Raw genomic sequence first — 15,225 nt, 5'->3', positions numbered from 1 at the left:
GTGACCGTCTCCGCCCCCGCTCCGCCCATCACGCCCGCCGCCGCCCCGGCCGGTGGCGGCGTGCACCGCGGCGACGGCCGCGCCGCCCTGGGCTTCCTCGCGCCGAGCACCGGCGGGTTCCTGCTGTTCACGCTCATCCCGCTCGTCGGATCGCTGGTGATCAGCTTCTTCGCCTGGCCGGTGCTGGGGCGGCGGCGGTTCGTCGGGTTCGACAACTTCGTCGAGCTGCTGAGCGACCCGATCTTCCACCGGGTCATGCTCAACACGCTGGTGTTCGTGGCGGTCTACGTGCCGCTCAACGTCGTCGTGTCGCTCGGGCTGGCGCTGTGGATCTCGCCCCGCATCCGCGGGCGCGGGCTCTACCGCCTGCTGTTCTTCATCCCGACGGTCACGCCGATGATCGCGAACGCGCTGGTGTGGCGGCTCCTGTACCAACCGGGCGGCCCGATCGACCAGGGGTTCCAGAGCGTGTTCGGCGTGCCGTCGCCCAACTTCCTCGGCGACAACCGCTGGGCGATGGCCGCGGTGATCCTGATGTCGGTGTGGCAGGGGTTCGGCTACAACATGCTGGTCTTCTCCGCCGGGCTCGACGCGATCCCGCAGAGCCTGCACGAGGCGGCCTCCATCGACGGGGCCGGGCCGCTGCGCCGCTTCTGGAGCGTCACGCTGCCGATGCTCTCGCCGTCGATGTTCTTCGCGATGATCATGACGCTGATCACCTCGTTCCAGGTGTTCGTGCAGCCCTACGCCCTCACCTCCGGCGGGCCGGGCATCGCCACGGAGACGATGGTGCTCCACCTGTACCGCGAGGGCTTCGTCCAGTTCGACCTCGGCACGGCGTCGACGATCGGCTGGTTCCTCTTCATGATCATCATGCTGGTCACCGCGCTGCAGTTCCTCGGCCAGAAGCGGTGGGTCCACTATGACGACTGAGACGCTCACCCACCCCGCACGCGCCGACGCGGCCCCGGCCCGATCGACGCGCCGGCGCCCGAGCCCGCGCACCGTCGTGTCGCAGGTGCTGCTCACGGCCGTGCTCCTGTTGTTCCTCATGCCGTTCGTCTGGATGATCGCGACGGCGCTCAAGCCGCCCGCCGAGGTGTTCGGCACCGGCACCGGGCTCGTCGGGTCGGAGATCCGCTGGTCCAACTTCGCGGAGGCGTGGGGCTACCTGCCGTTCGGCCGGTTCATGGTCAACGGCCTGTTCGTCGCGGTGGCGGGCACGGTCGTGGTGTGCGTGACCTCGGTGCTGTCGGCCTACGCGTTCGCGCGGCTGCGCTTCCGGTTCCGGGACCGGATCTTCCTGCTCTACCTGGGCACGCTGATGGTGCCGCAGGAGGTCACGGTCGTCCCGATGTTCATCCTCATGCAGCAGTTCCGCTGGGTGGACAGCTACGCGGCGCTGATCCTGCCCTGGGCGTTCACCGCGTTCGGCACGTTCCTGCTGCGCCAGTTCTTCCTCTCGATCCCGCGGGAGCTGGAGGAGGCCGCGACGATCGACGGCGCGAGCCGCCTGCGCATCCTGCTGCAGGTGGTCGTGCCGATCGCGCGGCCGGCCATCGCCGTGCTCGCCGTGTTCACGTTCATCAACTACTGGAACAGCTTCCTGTGGCCGCTCATCGTCGTGAACAGCCGCGACATGTCGACCGTGCCGCTCGGGCTGAACCTGTTCCTGTCGCAGAACGGCAACCAGTGGCACCTGCTCATGGCCGCGGCGGCGATCTCGATGGTGCCGACCGTCGCCATGGTCGTGCTGCTGCAGCGCCACCTCGTGCGCGGCATCGCCCTGTCCGGCCTCGGTGGCCGGTGACCTCCCGGAGGATCTCGTGACCCCGCCCGTCGACTGGAACGCTCTCGCGCGCCCGCTCCCGGACTGGTACGCCGACGCCAGGTTCGGGATCTTCATCCACTGGGGCGCCTACTCCGTGCCGGCGTGGGCGGAGCCGACCGGCGAGCTGGGAGCCGTCGACGACCGCACCTGGTTCCGCCACAACGCGTACGCCGAGTGGTACTGGAACACCATCCGCTGCGACGACAACCCGGCGCGCAAGCACCACCAGGACACCTACGGCGACGCCCCCTACGACGACTTCCTCGATGCCTGGCACGCGGAGGAGTTCGATCCGCGCAGCTGGTGCGACCTGTTCGCGCGGGCCGGCGCCCGCTACGTCGTGCCGACCACCAAGCACCACGACGGCATCGCGCTGTGGGACGCGCCGGGCACGGCCACGCGCAACACCGTGCACCGCGGCCCGCGGCGGGACCTGGTCGGAGACCTCGCCACGGCCGCCCGGGCGGCCGGTATGAGGTTCGGCGTGTACTACTCCGGCGGGCTCGACTGGAGCGTCACCCCGCACCTGCCGGTGATCGACACGATGACGAACGTGCGCGCGCTGCGGCCGAACGACGCGGCCTACGCCGCCTACGCGTACGGCCACGTGCGCGACCTGGTCGACCGCTACCGCCCCGACGTTCTCTGGAACGACATCGAGTGGCCCGACGCCGGCAAGCACGACGGGACGCTCGGGCTCGCCGAGCTGTTCCGGCACTTCTACGCGACGGTGCCCGACGGCGTCGTGAACGACCGCTGGGGCGACACGCACTGGGACTTCCGCACGAGCGAGTACCAGGCCCACCTGGACGCCGAGGGCGCGCCGGCCTGGGAGAACTGCCGGGGCATCGGGCTCTCGTTCGGCTACAACCGGGTCGAGGACTCCCGGCACCTGATGAGCGGCCCGCAGCTGGTCCGCCACCTCGTCGACGTGGTCTCCCGCGGCGGGAACCTGCTGCTCAACGTCGGCCCGACCGCGAGCGGCCTGATCCCGGACGGCCAGCGACGCACCCTGGAGGAGCTCGCCGCCTGGATGGCGGTACACGCGGGCGTCATCCACGGCTCCCGCACCCTCGACCCCGGGATCGCCGACGCCTCGGACGAGCCGTGGATGCGGTGGACCCGCACCGGCGACCGCGCGTGGGCCGTCGTCGACGCCCCCGGCCACGTCCTGCTGCCGGCCCGCGCCGACCGGCTGGAGCTCGCCTCGGCCGCGCGCGCCGACGGCACCCCCGTCGAGGCGAAGGCGCAGGCGGCCGGCGTCGCCGTGGAGCTGCCTGCTCTTGACGCGCCGGTGGCGGTCGGGTTCGACGTGCGCTGATGGCGGTCACCGACGAAGCCATCCTCAAGATCAAGGAGATGATCCGCGCCGGCGAGCTGGGGCCCGGCGACCGGCTGCCCCCGGAGAAGGAGCTGTCCGAGGCGCTCGGGCTGTCCCGCAGCTCGCTGCGCGAGGCCGTGAAGGCCCTGGAGATCATCCGGGTGCTCGACGTCCGGCGCGGCGACGGCACCTACGTCACCAGCCTGACCCCGGACACCCTGCTCGACGCCATGTCCTTCGTGGTGGACATCCACCAGGACTCGTCGCTGCTGGAGCTGTTCGAGGTGCGCCGCATCCTGGAACCGGCGGCGGCCGCGATGGCCGCCGCGCGCGCCGCGCCCCCAGACGTCGAGGAGCTGCGCGGGCTGCTCGCCGCGCTGGGCGAGACCCCGACCGTGGACGAGCTCGTGGCGCACGACCAGGTGTTCCACCGCCGCATCGCCGAGCTGGCCGGCAACGCCTACCTCACGAGCCTGCTCGAGACGCTCTCCAGCAGCACGCTGCGCGCCAGGATCTGGCGCGGCCTCTCCGAGGAGGGCTCGACGGAGCGCAGCCTCACCGAGCACCGCCTGATCGTCGACGCGCTCGACCGCGGCGACGCCGCACTCGTCGCCGCCCACGCCACCGTGCACATCGACGGGGTGGCGGAGTGGCTGCGCCGGGCGATCGCGTGACCGGACCGCTCGGCCGGCGCGCAGGGCTCGCGATCGGCCGCGTCGGTCGAAACCCGGCCGGCCGACGACGCAGCGAGCTCGGGGTGCGACGCGTCCTGTCATGCCCGGAGTTGATCCAGGCGGTGGGTGAGGTAGTCGCGTTCGATGGTGTTCTCGGTCAGGAGCAGCGCTTCTTCGTAGGCGGTGCGGGCGTCGTGGGTGCGTCCGAGGCCGGCGAGGAACTCGGCGCGGGCGGCGGCGAGGTAGCCGTAGCCGGCGAGTTGGGGCTCGGTGGTGAGCGGGTCGAGTGCGTCGAGGCCGGCGGCCGGACCGTCGGCGAACCCGACGGCGACGGCGCGGTTGAGCGCGACGACCGGTGAGGGCCACAGGGCCACGAGCAGGTCGTAGAGCCCGACGATCTCGCGCCAGTCGGTGGTGTCCCAGCTCTCGGCTTCGTCGTGGACCGCGGCGATGGCGGCCATCAACGCGAACCGCCCGGGAGGTCGACGGCGCAGGGCCTCGCGGACCAGGGCCACACCCTCGATGATCGCGTCGCGGTCCCAGCGGGCACGGTTCTGGTCGGCGAGCAGCACGGCCTGTCCGTCGTCGTCGAGACGGGCGCCGCGGCGGGCGTCGGTGAGCAGGATCAGCGCCAGCAGCCCGGCGACATCGGCGTTGGCGGGTAGCAGGGTGCGCAGCATCCGGGCCAGGTCGAGGGCGCGCTCGACGAGATCGCGGCGGATCAGCTCGGCGCCGGTGGGAGCGGCATGGCCGGTGGTGAACAGCAGGTGGACCACCTCGCACACCGATGCCACGCGGTCGGGCAGTTCCTCGCGCGCGGGCACCCGGTAGGGAATCCGCGCCTGGGTGATCTTCTTCTTGGCGCGGGTGATGCGAGCGGCCATGGTCGACTCGCTGACCAGGAAGGCGCGGGCCACTTCGGCCGTGGACAGTCCGCACAGCAGCCGCAGGGTCAGTGCCACCTGAGCGTCGCGCGACAGGGTGGGGTGGCAGCAGATGAACACCAGCCGCAGCCGCTCGTCGCCGATCCCGGCCCCGACGAGCCGCTCCTCACGTCCCGGGTCGAGTCCCTCGTCGGCGTGGGTCTCGACGAGCAGGGGCAATGCGCGGGCCGCGGTGGCCTGACGGCGCAGCAGGTCCAGCGCCCGGCGGCGGGCGGTGGTGGTCAACCACGCCCCGGCGTTGCGGGGGACGCCGGTGGTGGCCCAGGTGGCCAGTGCTTTGGCGTAGGCGTCCTGGACGCATTCCTCGGCCAGGTCCAGATCGCGGGTGACGCGCACCGTCGCAGCGAGCACGAAGGCCCACTCGCGGCGGTGCGCGTCAGCGACCGCGGCACCCACCCGCGGGTCCACGGCCATCACGCGGTGTCCTCGGGTGCTCAGTCGAAGGTGCGCACGGGCCGGACCTCGAGCCCGCCGCCGAACGTCGGCACCTGCTTGGCGATGGCCAGGGCCTGGTCGAGGTCGTCGGCTTCGATGAGGTAGTAGCCCACGAGGGCCTCTTTGGTCTCGGCGAACGGGGCGTCGGTGACGCTGAAACCCCCTGCGCCGTCCGGGCGGATCGACGTTGCCGTCCCGGTCGGCTGGAGGGCGTTACCGCCGCGCAGCGCCGTCTCGTTCTCGGCCATGAACCGCCGGTGGTCGGCCAGCAGCTGCCCGGACTCCTGCTGGCCGGCGGCGGCCAGCGTGCTCTCGTCGTCGTAGATCAACACCAGGTACTGGGCCATCGGTTCGATCCCTCCCGTTGGGCCCGCCACTCGGACCCTCCACCCACCTCGACGCGCGACCCGCGACCGTATCGACACCGACGCCGCACCGAGATTCTCCGCGCCCGCTGTCGATCCCGGCTACCGGCGGGCGTCGGAAGAAGCGATACCCGGTCCCGGGCGAGCAGGACCGTGGTGATCGAACAATCGATCGAAGTGAAAGGTGCGATGCCGTGATGAGCGAGTCGAGTTCGACGGTGTTCCTGATTGCCGGTGCAGGCGGGAGCCACGGGGCGACGGGCAACCACGTTGCCCGAGCGCTGCTGGGAAAAGGGCTGTCCGTTCGAGCGTTCGTCCATCACGACGACGACCGCTCGGCCGCGCTCGAGGCGCTGGGCGCGCAGATCGTTGTCGGTGACGTCGGCGACTTCGACACCGCGCGCGCCGCTCTCGAAGGCGTGCGACGCGCCTATTTCACCTATCCGCTCGCCGACAGCCTCCTCGCGGCGACGACAACCTTCGCCGCCGCCGGAAGACAGACCGGCGTCGAGTCGATCGTGAACATGTCCCAGATGACCGCCCGCCCGGATCACGCCAGCCCGGCGGCCCGCGGACACTGGCTGGCCGAGCGCGTACTCGACTGGTCCGGCATCGGCGTCACCCACCTGCGCCCGCCGTACTTCCTGGAGAACCTGCTCACCATCGCCAACCCGGCAACGATCCGAACCGACGGCAAGATCTACCTGCCCTACGGCGAGGGCAGGCATGCCCCGATCGCCGGCGAAGACCTCGCCCGCGTGGCCGTCGAGATCCTGACCGACCCGGCCCCGCACCACGGCAAGATCTACATGCCGACCGGCCCCGTGTCACTGTCCATGACCGAACAGGCCCGCACCTTCAGCCGCGTACTCGGCCGCCCGATACAGTACGTCGACGTTCCTGCCCAGAACTGGCGGCAGGCCCTGTCCCGGGTCGAGGGGATCTCCCCATACCTGGTCGAGCACCTCTGCCGGGTAGCCGAAACCCACGAACACGGTGAACAGGACATGGCCACCGACGTCGTCGAAACGATCGGCGACGCGCCACCACAATCCCTCGAGGCATTCATCCGCGACAACCGCGCCGCCTTCGAACCCGCCACGCCCTGAACCCCGGCCGAATGGGAGGCCGCGCGTCCGCGGCTGCTGGTGAAGGAGCTGACCCGCGCTCGCCGACGGCTGGGGCGTGACCGTCACCGGCCGCGAGCGCGGCCACCGTCCCGCCGATCGGGCGGGGGCCCGCTTCGTCCGGGCCGATCGGGGTGACCCGGCCGCGCTCGCCGCGGAGCCGGCCTGCGCCTGGACGACCAACAGGCTGCACCTCCCCCATGATCGGCGATTCGGCACGTTCGCAGGCCTGTTGAGGGTGTTGCCGCATCGGGGGCGGCACCCCGGTCGCCGGCCGCGCCGAGCAGTACCTCACGGTCGCGGTCGTCGCGCTGGTGTGCTGCTCGGGCCGATCATGCGCCCGGAGTCGCACCTCAGCGTGGCCACGGCCACAGCCGGGTGCTGCTCGCATCGATCACGGGTCGCACCGCTGCCCGGTGCAGGCGATTCTCCCGCGGGGTCCGCCGCGGTGGGCGCGCCGGTTCGCCGGCTCCTTCGCCTCGGGCGGGTGGCTGGGTTGGGTGCACTACCGGATCCTGGGGTTGCGCTGGCGGCCGTCCCCGACGCGGGCCACGCCGGTTCTGGACGAGCCCGTTGCTGCCGGGCGCGTGCGGACTATCCAGTGGTCCCGTCCCACACGCATCACGGCGTCGGCGAGAGTCCGGGTGCGTCCCGCGGAACCGACCCCGAGTGGTCGTAACCGGCGCGGCATCGACTGCTGCGGCCTGGTCGGCTCGAACGTGGGGCTTTGCCCGCTCGTGCACCGAAACAACGATCGTGTCTGGGAGACCAGACTCCGGTGGCACCGTGCGCCCCACCGGGCATCCACCTGATGACCGGTCCGGAAGATCGTTCGCCCACCATCTCCCCTTGATCGGCGATCAACGGGCTGCACCAGCCCGCAGGGTCGCTCCTGCACCTGCTCCCGTGACGCGCGCTCACCCGGCGCGCCGCCCGACCCGCAGGACGCTGAGGTAGCGGCGGGGCGCCCGGTCGCCCATCCGCGTGCGGATGCGCTCGGCGATCGCGTCGAGCAGGGGCTCGCGGACGTCGGGGTCGAGCTTCCGGTACAGCGAGAGCGAGCGGAGGAGGTCGGCGAAGCCGGCCCCGTCGAACCGTTGGACGGTCGGGTACCAGCGCACGACGGGCGGGCCGAACAGGTCGCCGGGGCCCTCGGCGGTTCCCCAGCCACCGTCGGTGGCGCGCACCTCGTCCTCGAGCGGTGGATGGCCCCAGTCGGGGTTCCCGGGCGAGAAGCGCTCGTGCAGGTCGGCGGTCTCGGCGTACACCTCGGGCTCGCCGGGCCGGCGGACGACGAGGTTGCCGAGCAGGGCGATCCACCCCCCGGGGCGGAGCACGTCGTGCGCCCGCCGCCAGCCGACCGACGGGTCGACCCAGTGCCACGACGTCGCCGCCACGAGGGCGTCGAAGCGCCGGCCGCGGTCGTTCCACTCCTCGAACGTCGACGTCTCGACGTCGACGTCGGGGAAGGCGGCGACCCGGCGGCGGGCGAGTGCGGCCATGCCCGCGCCCGGCTCCACGGCCGTCACCGGGCACCCGAGCGCGGCCAGTGAGCGGGTCGCCTGGCCGGTGCCGCACCCCACCTCGAGCACCGGTGTCCGCCCGTCGATGCCGGTGATCGTGGCGAGGTCGGTGAACAGCTCGTCGGGGTATCCCGGCCGGACCCGGTCGTAGAGCTCCGGCACGTCGTCGAACACCCGACCGAGATCACGTCGATCCATCCCGAGACCCTCCCATGATCGCCACCCACTCGGGTGGCAGTGCTCGGCAGCGCTTTCCCCGGGTGCTCCCCTCGCTACGCTCGGTGGGCCAACGGCGAGTGGTTCGAGACGGGAGACAGCGCCCGATGTCGCGTTTCCGAGATCCTCTGATCGTGGTCGGTTCGACGCTCCTCGTGGCGCTCGCCGCATGCGGTGCCCCCGAGCCGGCTCCCGCCCCGCCGCCCCCGGTACCCGCACCCCCAAGCGCGCCGGCGGTGCCGGGCGACGTGCTGAACCTCGCGAACTGGAAGCTGACCCTGCCCACCGGCTCCGGGGATGAGCCGCAAGAGATCCACCCACCACAGCTGATCTCGTTCAGCGACGACTTCTTCCGGCTCGACGACACGCGCGACGGGGTGGTGTTCACCGCCAACGCGGGCGGGTTCACGACCGAGAACAGCAGCTACCCGCGCTGCGAGCTGCGGGAGCTGGACGGTGGCGAGCTGGCGAGCTGGTCCAACCGCACCGGCACCCACACGATGACCCTCCGCGAGGCGATCACCCGGGTGCCGGACGTCAAGCCGCACGTCGTCGCGGCCCAGATCCACGACGCCGAGGACGACATCGTCATGGTGCGGCTGGAGGGCACGCACCTCTTCGTCGAGTACGACGACGGTGAGGGCGAGTTCACGCTCGACCCGCAGTACCAGCTGGGCACCCCCTACGACCTGCAGATCGCGGCCGCGGGCGGTCACGTGCAGGTCTCGTACAACGGCAAGCAGGCCGGCGACATCCCCCTCGCGGGCGACGGGTGGTACTTCAAGGCCGGCACCTACACCCAGTCCAACCCCGAACGGGGCGAGGCCCCGGAGGCGGCCGGCGAGGTGGTCATCTACGCGCTGGACGTGCAGCACACGCCCTGAGCGGGGCCTCGTCGAGCAGCGCATCGACGTCGGCATCGTCGGCCAGACGACCCTCGACACCCGCCTCGCGGCCCTGCCGTCGAGCAAGCAGCGGGTGGTGCTGTGCTGCCGAGACGATCACCGCTGGGCGGGGCGCGACGGCATCGAGCCCGACGAGCTGGCCGACGAGTCGCTCGTCAAGCGCGAACCGGGCTCCACCAGCCGGCTCGTGCTGGAGCGCGCCCTGGAGGAACGGGGGATCGTCCCGCAGGTCACGCTCGAGGTGGACCGCGGCGGTGTCCGGGAGGCCGTCGTCGCCGGGTTCGGCGTAGGCATCAGCACGGAGGTCGAGGACGTCGACGAACCCCGGACGCGGATGCTCCGCCTCCTCGACGCGGACGTCTTCACCGAGGCGTTCGCCGTGTGCCTGCGCACGCGCCGCAAAGTTGGTGTGTGACGCCACGGGCCTCCCGGTGATCGGGACTTCGGCGCGTTCTCGTGCCAGATTCGACCGTTTTCGCACCGAGGCAATGATCATGCCCGCGATACCGCCTCCGGTGGCGCCGCGCGCCAAGAAGGGCAGGCCCCGGGGGGATGCCGCTAGGGGGCGCAGAGGTTCACGGGTCAAGGGTCGCGCAGCGACGCCGAAGGCAACCTTGAGGCGTGAGGGGCGGCACCGCACGGTGCGCGGCGCCACCGGAGGCCCCAGCGACCAGAACTACGGGAAGGCCTCCGCCCGCTCACACACCAACAATGGCGCCCACACAGCAACTGCAGTTGGTGTGTGAACGCGCATGTTGGTGTGTGACGGCCGGGCCGGGGTTGCTTGCCGGTCAGCGGTAGCAGTAGGAGTCCGAGGACGCGTCGCCACCCTGCAGGCGGATCTGGTGCGGCCGCATGCCCCGGAAGTCGTCCCCGTGCGGGAAGAAGCGCTCGTCCACGGACAGGCCACCGGCCGGGTCGGCGTCGAGCTTCGCCATCCACGCGCCGACGCCGTCGGGGTAGAACTGGTCGTCCCACGCGCCGTAGAGCGAGTTGGTGAAGTAGACGCGGCGGCCGTCGCGGCTGACCTCGACCATCTGCGGCCCGCCGGCGAGGGGCAGGTCGGGCCGGGCGGGGTGCGGGGCCCGGTCGACGATGCCCCCGAGCCGGACGGAGGCCGTCTGCCTCGGCTGCGCCGGGTCCGAGACGTCGAACTGCTTCATCTCCCCCGTGCCCCAGCAGGAGACGTAGAGGTACCGGTCGTCCACCGAGAGGTCGATGTCGGTGATGAGCGGCGGCACGGCGCCGAACGGCGTGAGCGCGGGCGGCAGCCGGTCCGGGTCGGCGGGTTCGGCCGGAACGGTGATCACCTTCTCGACCTTCCACTCGGCGCCGTCGCGGAACCACCGCCAGATCGAGCCGGACAGGTCCTCGGTGGAGATCACGACACCGACGAAGCCCCAGGTCGCCTCCGGGTCGTGGGACGGGCGCACCTCCAGCACCATCTGGTGCTGCGCGCCCAGGTCGACGGTCTGCAGGTTCCGGCCCTCGGCGAGATCCCAGAAGTGCAGGGAGTGGCCGTACCGGTTGCCCAGCAGCAGTTCGGGGACCACGCCGTTCTCGATCATCGACGGGCTGCCCCACTCGCTGGAGACCAGCGTGTTCTGGTTGAGGTGCCACCAGGCGTCGTAGGCGAAGTGCTGCGGGCCGCGGTCGGTCTCCCAGGCGCGCAGGACGTCGAACGTGGTGTGGTCGAGCAGCGCGATCCCGCCGGGGCCGTCGTCGTTGCCCTCCGGCCCACCGATGCAGGTCAGGAACACGCCGTCGGGACCGCAGTGCATCGTGTGCGGGCGCGAGTAGCCGGCCTTGTCGGACAGCTCCTTCCCGCTGATCGTCCGGATCATCCGCGGGGCGCGCGGGTCGGGCTGGGTGTCCAGCACGTGGATGTCCGACGACCGCAGTCCCGGCACTAGCAGGTACCGGCGCGCGAGCTCATGGCCGTGGCCCTCGTGCCGCAGCGCGCTCGAGCACGCGTTCCAGCCGAAGTGGTGCAGCTCGTGGCCGAGGCCCGGGACGTCCGTCCAGCCGATCACCCGGCCGTAGCTGCCGGAATCCGGGTTCACGTCGACGACGGTCATGGCGTCGTGCTCCTGCGCGGCCCGGTCGAACGCGACGACGTAGGCGAGCTCCTCGGGTGGGGCGGCGCCCGCCTCGGCCGCCGAACGGTAGAAGGTCGGGTCGACGGTCGGCTGGGTCATGACGGGTCTCCTCTGCCCTCGGTGACCGACGGCCGGGAACGCGGCCGCTCGTCGTGGGTGCCCGAATCCCGAGCTCGGCTAACTGCGGTGACCAAATGGATTGACCAATCCGGATCGTCACGATTTCCACCCGGCACACACCCAGGGTGACCGTGGCTATCATCCGATAGCGGCCATTCGTCCGAATACGCGCTCGCATCTGTAACGTCGTTCCCGCCGTACCCGATGACATACGGGGGCCTACCACGGGGAGCAGGCCACCGAGCTTGTGCAGGGGGGATTCATCGTGCCACGAGTTTTCGACACCATCTCGGATCGTGACATCAGGCTGTGGGGCAATCACACGGTCAAGTTGCGCCACAAACTGGCCGAACGGGACGACCTCTTCTCCGACGAGTCGCTCGCCGGGCTGATCGAGAAGATCGATCCGAAGGACCTCGACATCAACACCATGGGCGACGACGTCTCCACATGGGGCCACGTCGACCGCGCCGGCCAGCCCGGCGCCAAGGTGCTCGACGCGGTGCGCGGCGGACGGGTCTGGATCAACATGATCGCCGTCGAGAAGGCCGACCCCCGCTTCGCCGAGCTGCTCCACCAGATGTACGCGGAACTCGAGGCCACCATGCCCGGCTTCTCGACGTTCAAGCGCAAGATGTGCCTGCTGATCTCGTCGCCCACCGCTCGGGTGTTCTACCACTTCGACGTGCCCGGCCAGTCGCTGTGGCAGGTCCGGGGCCGCAAACGGGTCTGGATCTACCCGAACACCGAGCCGTTCCTGCCACCGACCGACGTGGAGAACGTCGTGCGCAGCCTCGCCATGGAGGACCTGCCCTACGAGCCGTGGTACGACGACTACGCCGAGGTCCACGACCTGGAGCCGGGCCAGATGGTGCACTGGTCGCTCAACGGCCCGCACCGCGTGCAGAACCTCGACGACTTCAGCATCTCGTTGACCACCGAGCACTGGACCGACCACGTCCGCCGGTCGTACGCCATGCACTACGGGAACGGCATCCTGCGCAACATCGCGCACCGGAACCCCCGGTCCAGCTCGCTGGACGGCCCGGCGTTCTGGGCGAAGGCCGCGCTCACCGCCGCGTGGCGGAAGAGCGGGCTGCAGAACAAGCAGGGCTACAAGCGGGTGCTGAGCTACCGGATCGACCCCGACGCCCCCCTCGGGGTGGTCCCGGTCGGGGGGAACGATCCGACGGTCGACCCTTCGGCTCGAGTTCCAGACAAGTCCTGACAGGTGACGTACGAGCTGGGCGAGCTGCCGGGCACGGACGGCGTCGAGGCGGCTGAGGGGGTTCCGGGAGCGGCAGGCGCAGCCGCTGATCACGTGCGGGGCCGCCGGCTGCCGGCCGAGCTGACCGTGATCACGACGGCCGCGCCGGAAGCGGACCTCGTCGCCTCGTGGGACGAGCTGGTGACCAGCACCCCGAACAGCGACGTCGCGCAGCTGTCGGCGTGGGCGGCCGTTCGCCGGTTGGCCGGCTACGAGCCGCTGTACGTGCTGGCCGTGTCCGGCGCGAGCGTGCTGGGTGGGGCGCTGCTGCTGCGCAGGCGGGTCCGGCCGATCGGATGGATCGGTTACCTGCCCTACGGGCCGTTGCTGGCCGACGGGGCCGAGCCCGTCCGGGCGACGGTGCGCCACGAGTTGGTCGCCGCGCTCGACCGCGTGGCCAGAGCGCACACGGCACTGTTCGTGCAGCCACCGGATGGCGGTGACCAGATCGCGCTCGGACTGTTGCAGCGCGGGTTCCGGTTCTCGTCGGCGGCGATCGCGCCCGGCGCCACGATGCGGGTGGACCTGAACGCGTCGGCGCAGGAGCTGCGGTCGAGGCTGAACCGGCGGTTGCGCACCTGGACCCGGCGGTGGCCGGAGCGCGGCGTGAAGGTGCGGGTCGGCGACGAGCGGGACATCCCGAGGCTGGCGAGGCTGGCCGCGAGCAGCGCGTGCTACCAGCGTTTCACCCCTTTCCCGGTGAGCTACCTGGAGGCCACCTACCGGGAGCTGGATGCGGGTGGCCACGTCGTGCTCCTGATCGGCGAGCTGGACGGGACACCGGTCGCGGCGGAACTGCTCACCGGGTGCGGGGGTGTGCTCAAGAGCCGGATCACCGGGTTCGATCGGGACTCGCCGGGGGCCGCGCGGCTGAACGTCGCCAGCGCGATCATCTGGGAGGCGATCTGCTGGGCCAAGGCCAACGGCTACCGCTACTACGACTTCGGCGGGCTGCGTCCCGAGTCGACGCGGATGCTGCAGGCGGCCGCACCTCCCGCGCAGCTGCCGGGCCCCGACCAGTTCAAGACCAAGTTCGGTGGCGAGGTACGGACCTACCCGCCCGCGGTGGAGATGCTCACGTCCCCGGTCGTCCGGCTGGGTTACGACGTGCTGCGCCGCGGCCCGTGGGGGAAGCGGCTGCTCGACGCGGCCAGGACAGCGCTGCGTGGCGGGGCGCAGGATCGACAGGCCGGTGTGCAAGGTGGCGAATGACGTGGTGACCGTCGACGGGGACCAGCGTCCGCGCGAGGTCGATCGGCTGATCGTCCAGCAGGTCGACACCGACCCCACCTACTCGATCGGCGGGATCGACACCTGCATCCGTGGACTGCTCGAGTACGGCCCGCCCGGCGTGCAGCTGGCGTTGGTCGGGATCGACTACGGCAATCCGGCGGCCGGCCATCGACTCGGCCGGTGGGAGACCCATCGGCGTGGGGACCGCACGGTGTACTTCCTGCCGGTCGCCCGTCTCGACCCGACCGGCCCCAAACGGGGTGTCCCGCACTCGGTGCGCCTGGTGGCCGGGTTGCTCCGGTACCGAACCCGGATCCCGGGCGCCCGGCTGGTGCAGGCCCACCGGGTCGACGTCGCGATGGCCGTGCGGCTGCTGTTCCGGGCACCGCTCGTCTACAGCATCCACACGCAGCAGCGCGGGCTCATCGGGCGGACGTCCGACTCGTTCTGGCGGTTCGCCGGTGGGCGGCTCTACGAGCGGATCGACCGGTTGATGGTGGGGCTGGCGCGGCGGGTGATCGTGTTCAACCCGGACTACGCCGAGCGGGTGCGGCAGTGGAACCCGCGCAGCGTGTCCGCTCCGACCTGGTTCGACCCCGCGATCACCGTGTTCCAGCCCGATCCGCCCGACCCGTACGCGGTGCTGTGGGCGGGCCGGTTCGAGGTGCCCAAGGATCCCCACCTGGCGGTCCGGGCGTTCACCCACCTCGCGCAGGCCCATCCCGGGGAGCCCTGGACGCTCCAGCTCGTCGGGGACGGATCATTGCGGGCCGAGCTCGAAGCGGAGGTCGCCGCGCTGCCCGCCGAGGTGCGAGAGCGGATCACCATGCCGGGGCGGCTCCGCCCGGAGGACCTCGCGGAGCTCCGAGGCCGGTGCGGGGTGTTCCTCATGACCTCGCACGCCGGCTACGAGGGCTACCCGCGGGTCCTGGTCGAGGCACTGGCCACCGGGCTTCCGGCCGTGGTGACCGAGGGCGCCGACACCGGCGGGCTGGTGCGGTCGAACGAGTCGGGTTCCGTGCACGGCCGCGACCCCGCCGCTCTCGCCGCCGGCCTGCGGGCCGCGCGCACCCTCGACCGCGCCACGGTCGCCGAGGTCGTGTCCGGGTTGAGCGCGCCGGCGGTGATCAGCCGGGTCTTCTTCGGCGACGATTAGCGCGGTGAC

The 15,225-nt window shown here is 71.4% G+C and carries 14 protein-coding genes; 10 read left to right on the top strand and 4 right to left on the bottom strand.

The features are described from left to right. Genes ACU436_RS17005 through ACU436_RS16990 form a run of 4 tightly spaced genes read left to right on the top strand, consistent with a single transcriptional unit; the run spans position 1 to position 3,826 of the window. Positions 1 to 933: a carbohydrate ABC transporter permease gene (locus ACU436_RS17005; RefSeq protein ID WP_459026332.1), complete on the top strand. Its 933-nt coding sequence runs from the start codon at positions 1 to 3 to the stop codon at positions 931 to 933. Then, positions 923 to 1,810 carry a carbohydrate ABC transporter permease gene (locus ACU436_RS17000; RefSeq protein ID WP_459026331.1) on the top strand — a complete coding sequence of 296 codons (888 nt, stop codon included), beginning with the start codon at positions 923 to 925 and terminating at the stop codon, positions 1,808 to 1,810. Before ACU436_RS17005 ends, ACU436_RS17000 begins: the two co-directional genes overlap by 11 nt. A 16-nt stretch (positions 1,811 to 1,826) precedes the next feature. After that, a complete protein-coding gene (locus ACU436_RS16995) occupies positions 1,827 to 3,152 on the top strand; it encodes an alpha-L-fucosidase (protein ID WP_459026329.1) in 1,326 nt (441 codons plus the stop codon). Continuing rightward, complete coding sequence (locus ACU436_RS16990) at positions 3,152 to 3,826, top strand: FadR/GntR family transcriptional regulator (protein ID WP_459026327.1); 675 nt, start codon at positions 3,152 to 3,154, stop codon at positions 3,824 to 3,826. Before ACU436_RS16995 ends, ACU436_RS16990 begins: the two co-directional genes overlap by 1 nt. Before the next feature lie 98 nt (positions 3,827 to 3,924). On the opposite strand, the gene ACU436_RS16985 is transcribed toward ACU436_RS16990, so the two are convergent. Together ACU436_RS16985 and ACU436_RS16980 are read right to left on the bottom strand one after the other, a co-directional pair. Then, on the bottom strand, positions 3,925 to 5,184 hold the full coding sequence (locus tag ACU436_RS16985) for an RNA polymerase sigma factor (protein WP_459027023.1): 1,260 nt from the start codon (positions 5,182 to 5,184) through the stop codon (positions 3,925 to 3,927). Between the two features lie 20 nt (positions 5,185 to 5,204). Beyond that, entirely contained in the window at positions 5,205 to 5,552 is a 348-nt protein-coding gene (locus tag ACU436_RS16980; RefSeq protein ID WP_459026326.1) for a YciI family protein, read from the bottom strand. A 215-nt stretch (positions 5,553 to 5,767) separates the two neighbouring features. Here ACU436_RS16980 and ACU436_RS16975 point away from each other — a divergent pair, with 215 nt between their 5' ends. Further along, positions 5,768 to 6,679 (top strand): NmrA family NAD(P)-binding protein, encoded by a 912-nt coding sequence (locus tag ACU436_RS16975; protein WP_459027022.1) that lies wholly within the window; start codon positions 5,768 to 5,770, stop codon positions 6,677 to 6,679. A 935-nt stretch (positions 6,680 to 7,614) separates the two neighbouring features. Here the strand turns inward: ACU436_RS16975 and ACU436_RS16970 are convergent. After that, entirely contained in the window at positions 7,615 to 8,418 is an 804-nt protein-coding gene (locus ACU436_RS16970) for a class I SAM-dependent methyltransferase (protein ID WP_459026324.1), read from the bottom strand. A 152-nt stretch (positions 8,419 to 8,570) separates the two neighbouring features. Between ACU436_RS16970 and ACU436_RS16965 the strand changes: the two genes are divergently transcribed. Beyond that, positions 8,571 to 9,320 (top strand): polysaccharide lyase family 7 protein, encoded by a 750-nt coding sequence (locus ACU436_RS16965; protein ID WP_459026322.1) that lies wholly within the window; start codon positions 8,571 to 8,573, stop codon positions 9,318 to 9,320. Positions 9,321 to 9,342: 22 nt separating this feature from the next. Next, the gene (locus ACU436_RS16960; RefSeq protein WP_459027020.1) at positions 9,343 to 9,756 is read left to right on the top strand and encodes a LysR family transcriptional regulator substrate-binding protein; all 414 of its coding nucleotides are present in this window, start codon (positions 9,343 to 9,345) and stop codon (positions 9,754 to 9,756) included. Between the two features lie 376 nt (positions 9,757 to 10,132). On the opposite strand, the gene ACU436_RS16955 is transcribed toward ACU436_RS16960, so the two are convergent. Continuing rightward, positions 10,133 to 11,539, bottom strand: a complete 1,407-nt coding sequence (locus ACU436_RS16955; RefSeq protein WP_459026320.1) for a selenium-binding protein SBP56-related protein — start codon at positions 11,537 to 11,539, stop codon at positions 10,133 to 10,135. Positions 11,540 to 11,891: 352 nt separating this feature from the next. Between ACU436_RS16955 and ACU436_RS16950 the strand changes: the two genes are divergently transcribed. From ACU436_RS16950 to ACU436_RS16940, 3 genes are read left to right on the top strand one after another with little or no spacing between them, the layout of a single operon-like run. Beyond that, positions 11,892 to 12,788: a hypothetical protein gene (locus tag ACU436_RS16950; protein WP_459026318.1), complete on the top strand. Its 897-nt coding sequence runs from the start codon at positions 11,892 to 11,894 to the stop codon at positions 12,786 to 12,788. A 3-nt stretch (positions 12,789 to 12,791) separates the two neighbouring features. Next, on the top strand, positions 12,792 to 14,039 hold the full coding sequence (locus ACU436_RS16945; protein ID WP_459026317.1) for a lipid II:glycine glycyltransferase FemX: 1,248 nt from the start codon (positions 12,792 to 12,794) through the stop codon (positions 14,037 to 14,039). Between the two features lies 1 nt (position 14,040). Then, positions 14,041 to 15,216 carry a glycosyltransferase family 4 protein gene (locus ACU436_RS16940; protein ID WP_459026316.1) on the top strand — a complete coding sequence of 392 codons (1,176 nt, stop codon included), beginning with the start codon at positions 14,041 to 14,043 and terminating at the stop codon, positions 15,214 to 15,216. Positions 15,217 to 15,225: the final 9 nt, after the last annotated feature.

Source organism: Pseudonocardia wallangbongensis, from assembly GCF_054486945.1.
The sequence above is the reverse complement of the archived record's forward strand: the minus strand, read 5'-3'. Positions and strand labels throughout refer to the sequence as shown.

Coding starts and splice junctions, on each gene's coding strand:
- ACU436_RS16990 (WP_459026327.1), top strand. CDS start 3,152: ATGGCGGTCACCGACGAAGCCATCCTCAAGATCAAGGAGATGATCCGC.
- ACU436_RS16955 (WP_459026320.1), bottom strand. CDS start 11,539: ATGACCCAGCCGACCGTCGACCCGACCTTCTACCGTTCGGCGGCCGAG.
- ACU436_RS16975 (WP_459027022.1), top strand. CDS start 5,768: ATGAGCGAGTCGAGTTCGACGGTGTTCCTGATTGCCGGTGCAGGCGGG.
- ACU436_RS16980 (WP_459026326.1), bottom strand. CDS start 5,552: ATGGCCCAGTACCTGGTGTTGATCTACGACGACGAGAGCACGCTGGCC.
- ACU436_RS16985 (WP_459027023.1), bottom strand. CDS start 5,184: ATGGCCGTGGACCCGCGGGTGGGTGCCGCGGTCGCTGACGCGCACCGC.
- ACU436_RS16970 (WP_459026324.1), bottom strand. CDS start 8,418: ATGGATCGACGTGATCTCGGTCGGGTGTTCGACGACGTGCCGGAGCTC.
- ACU436_RS17000 (WP_459026331.1), top strand. CDS start 923: ATGACGACTGAGACGCTCACCCACCCCGCACGCGCCGACGCGGCCCCG.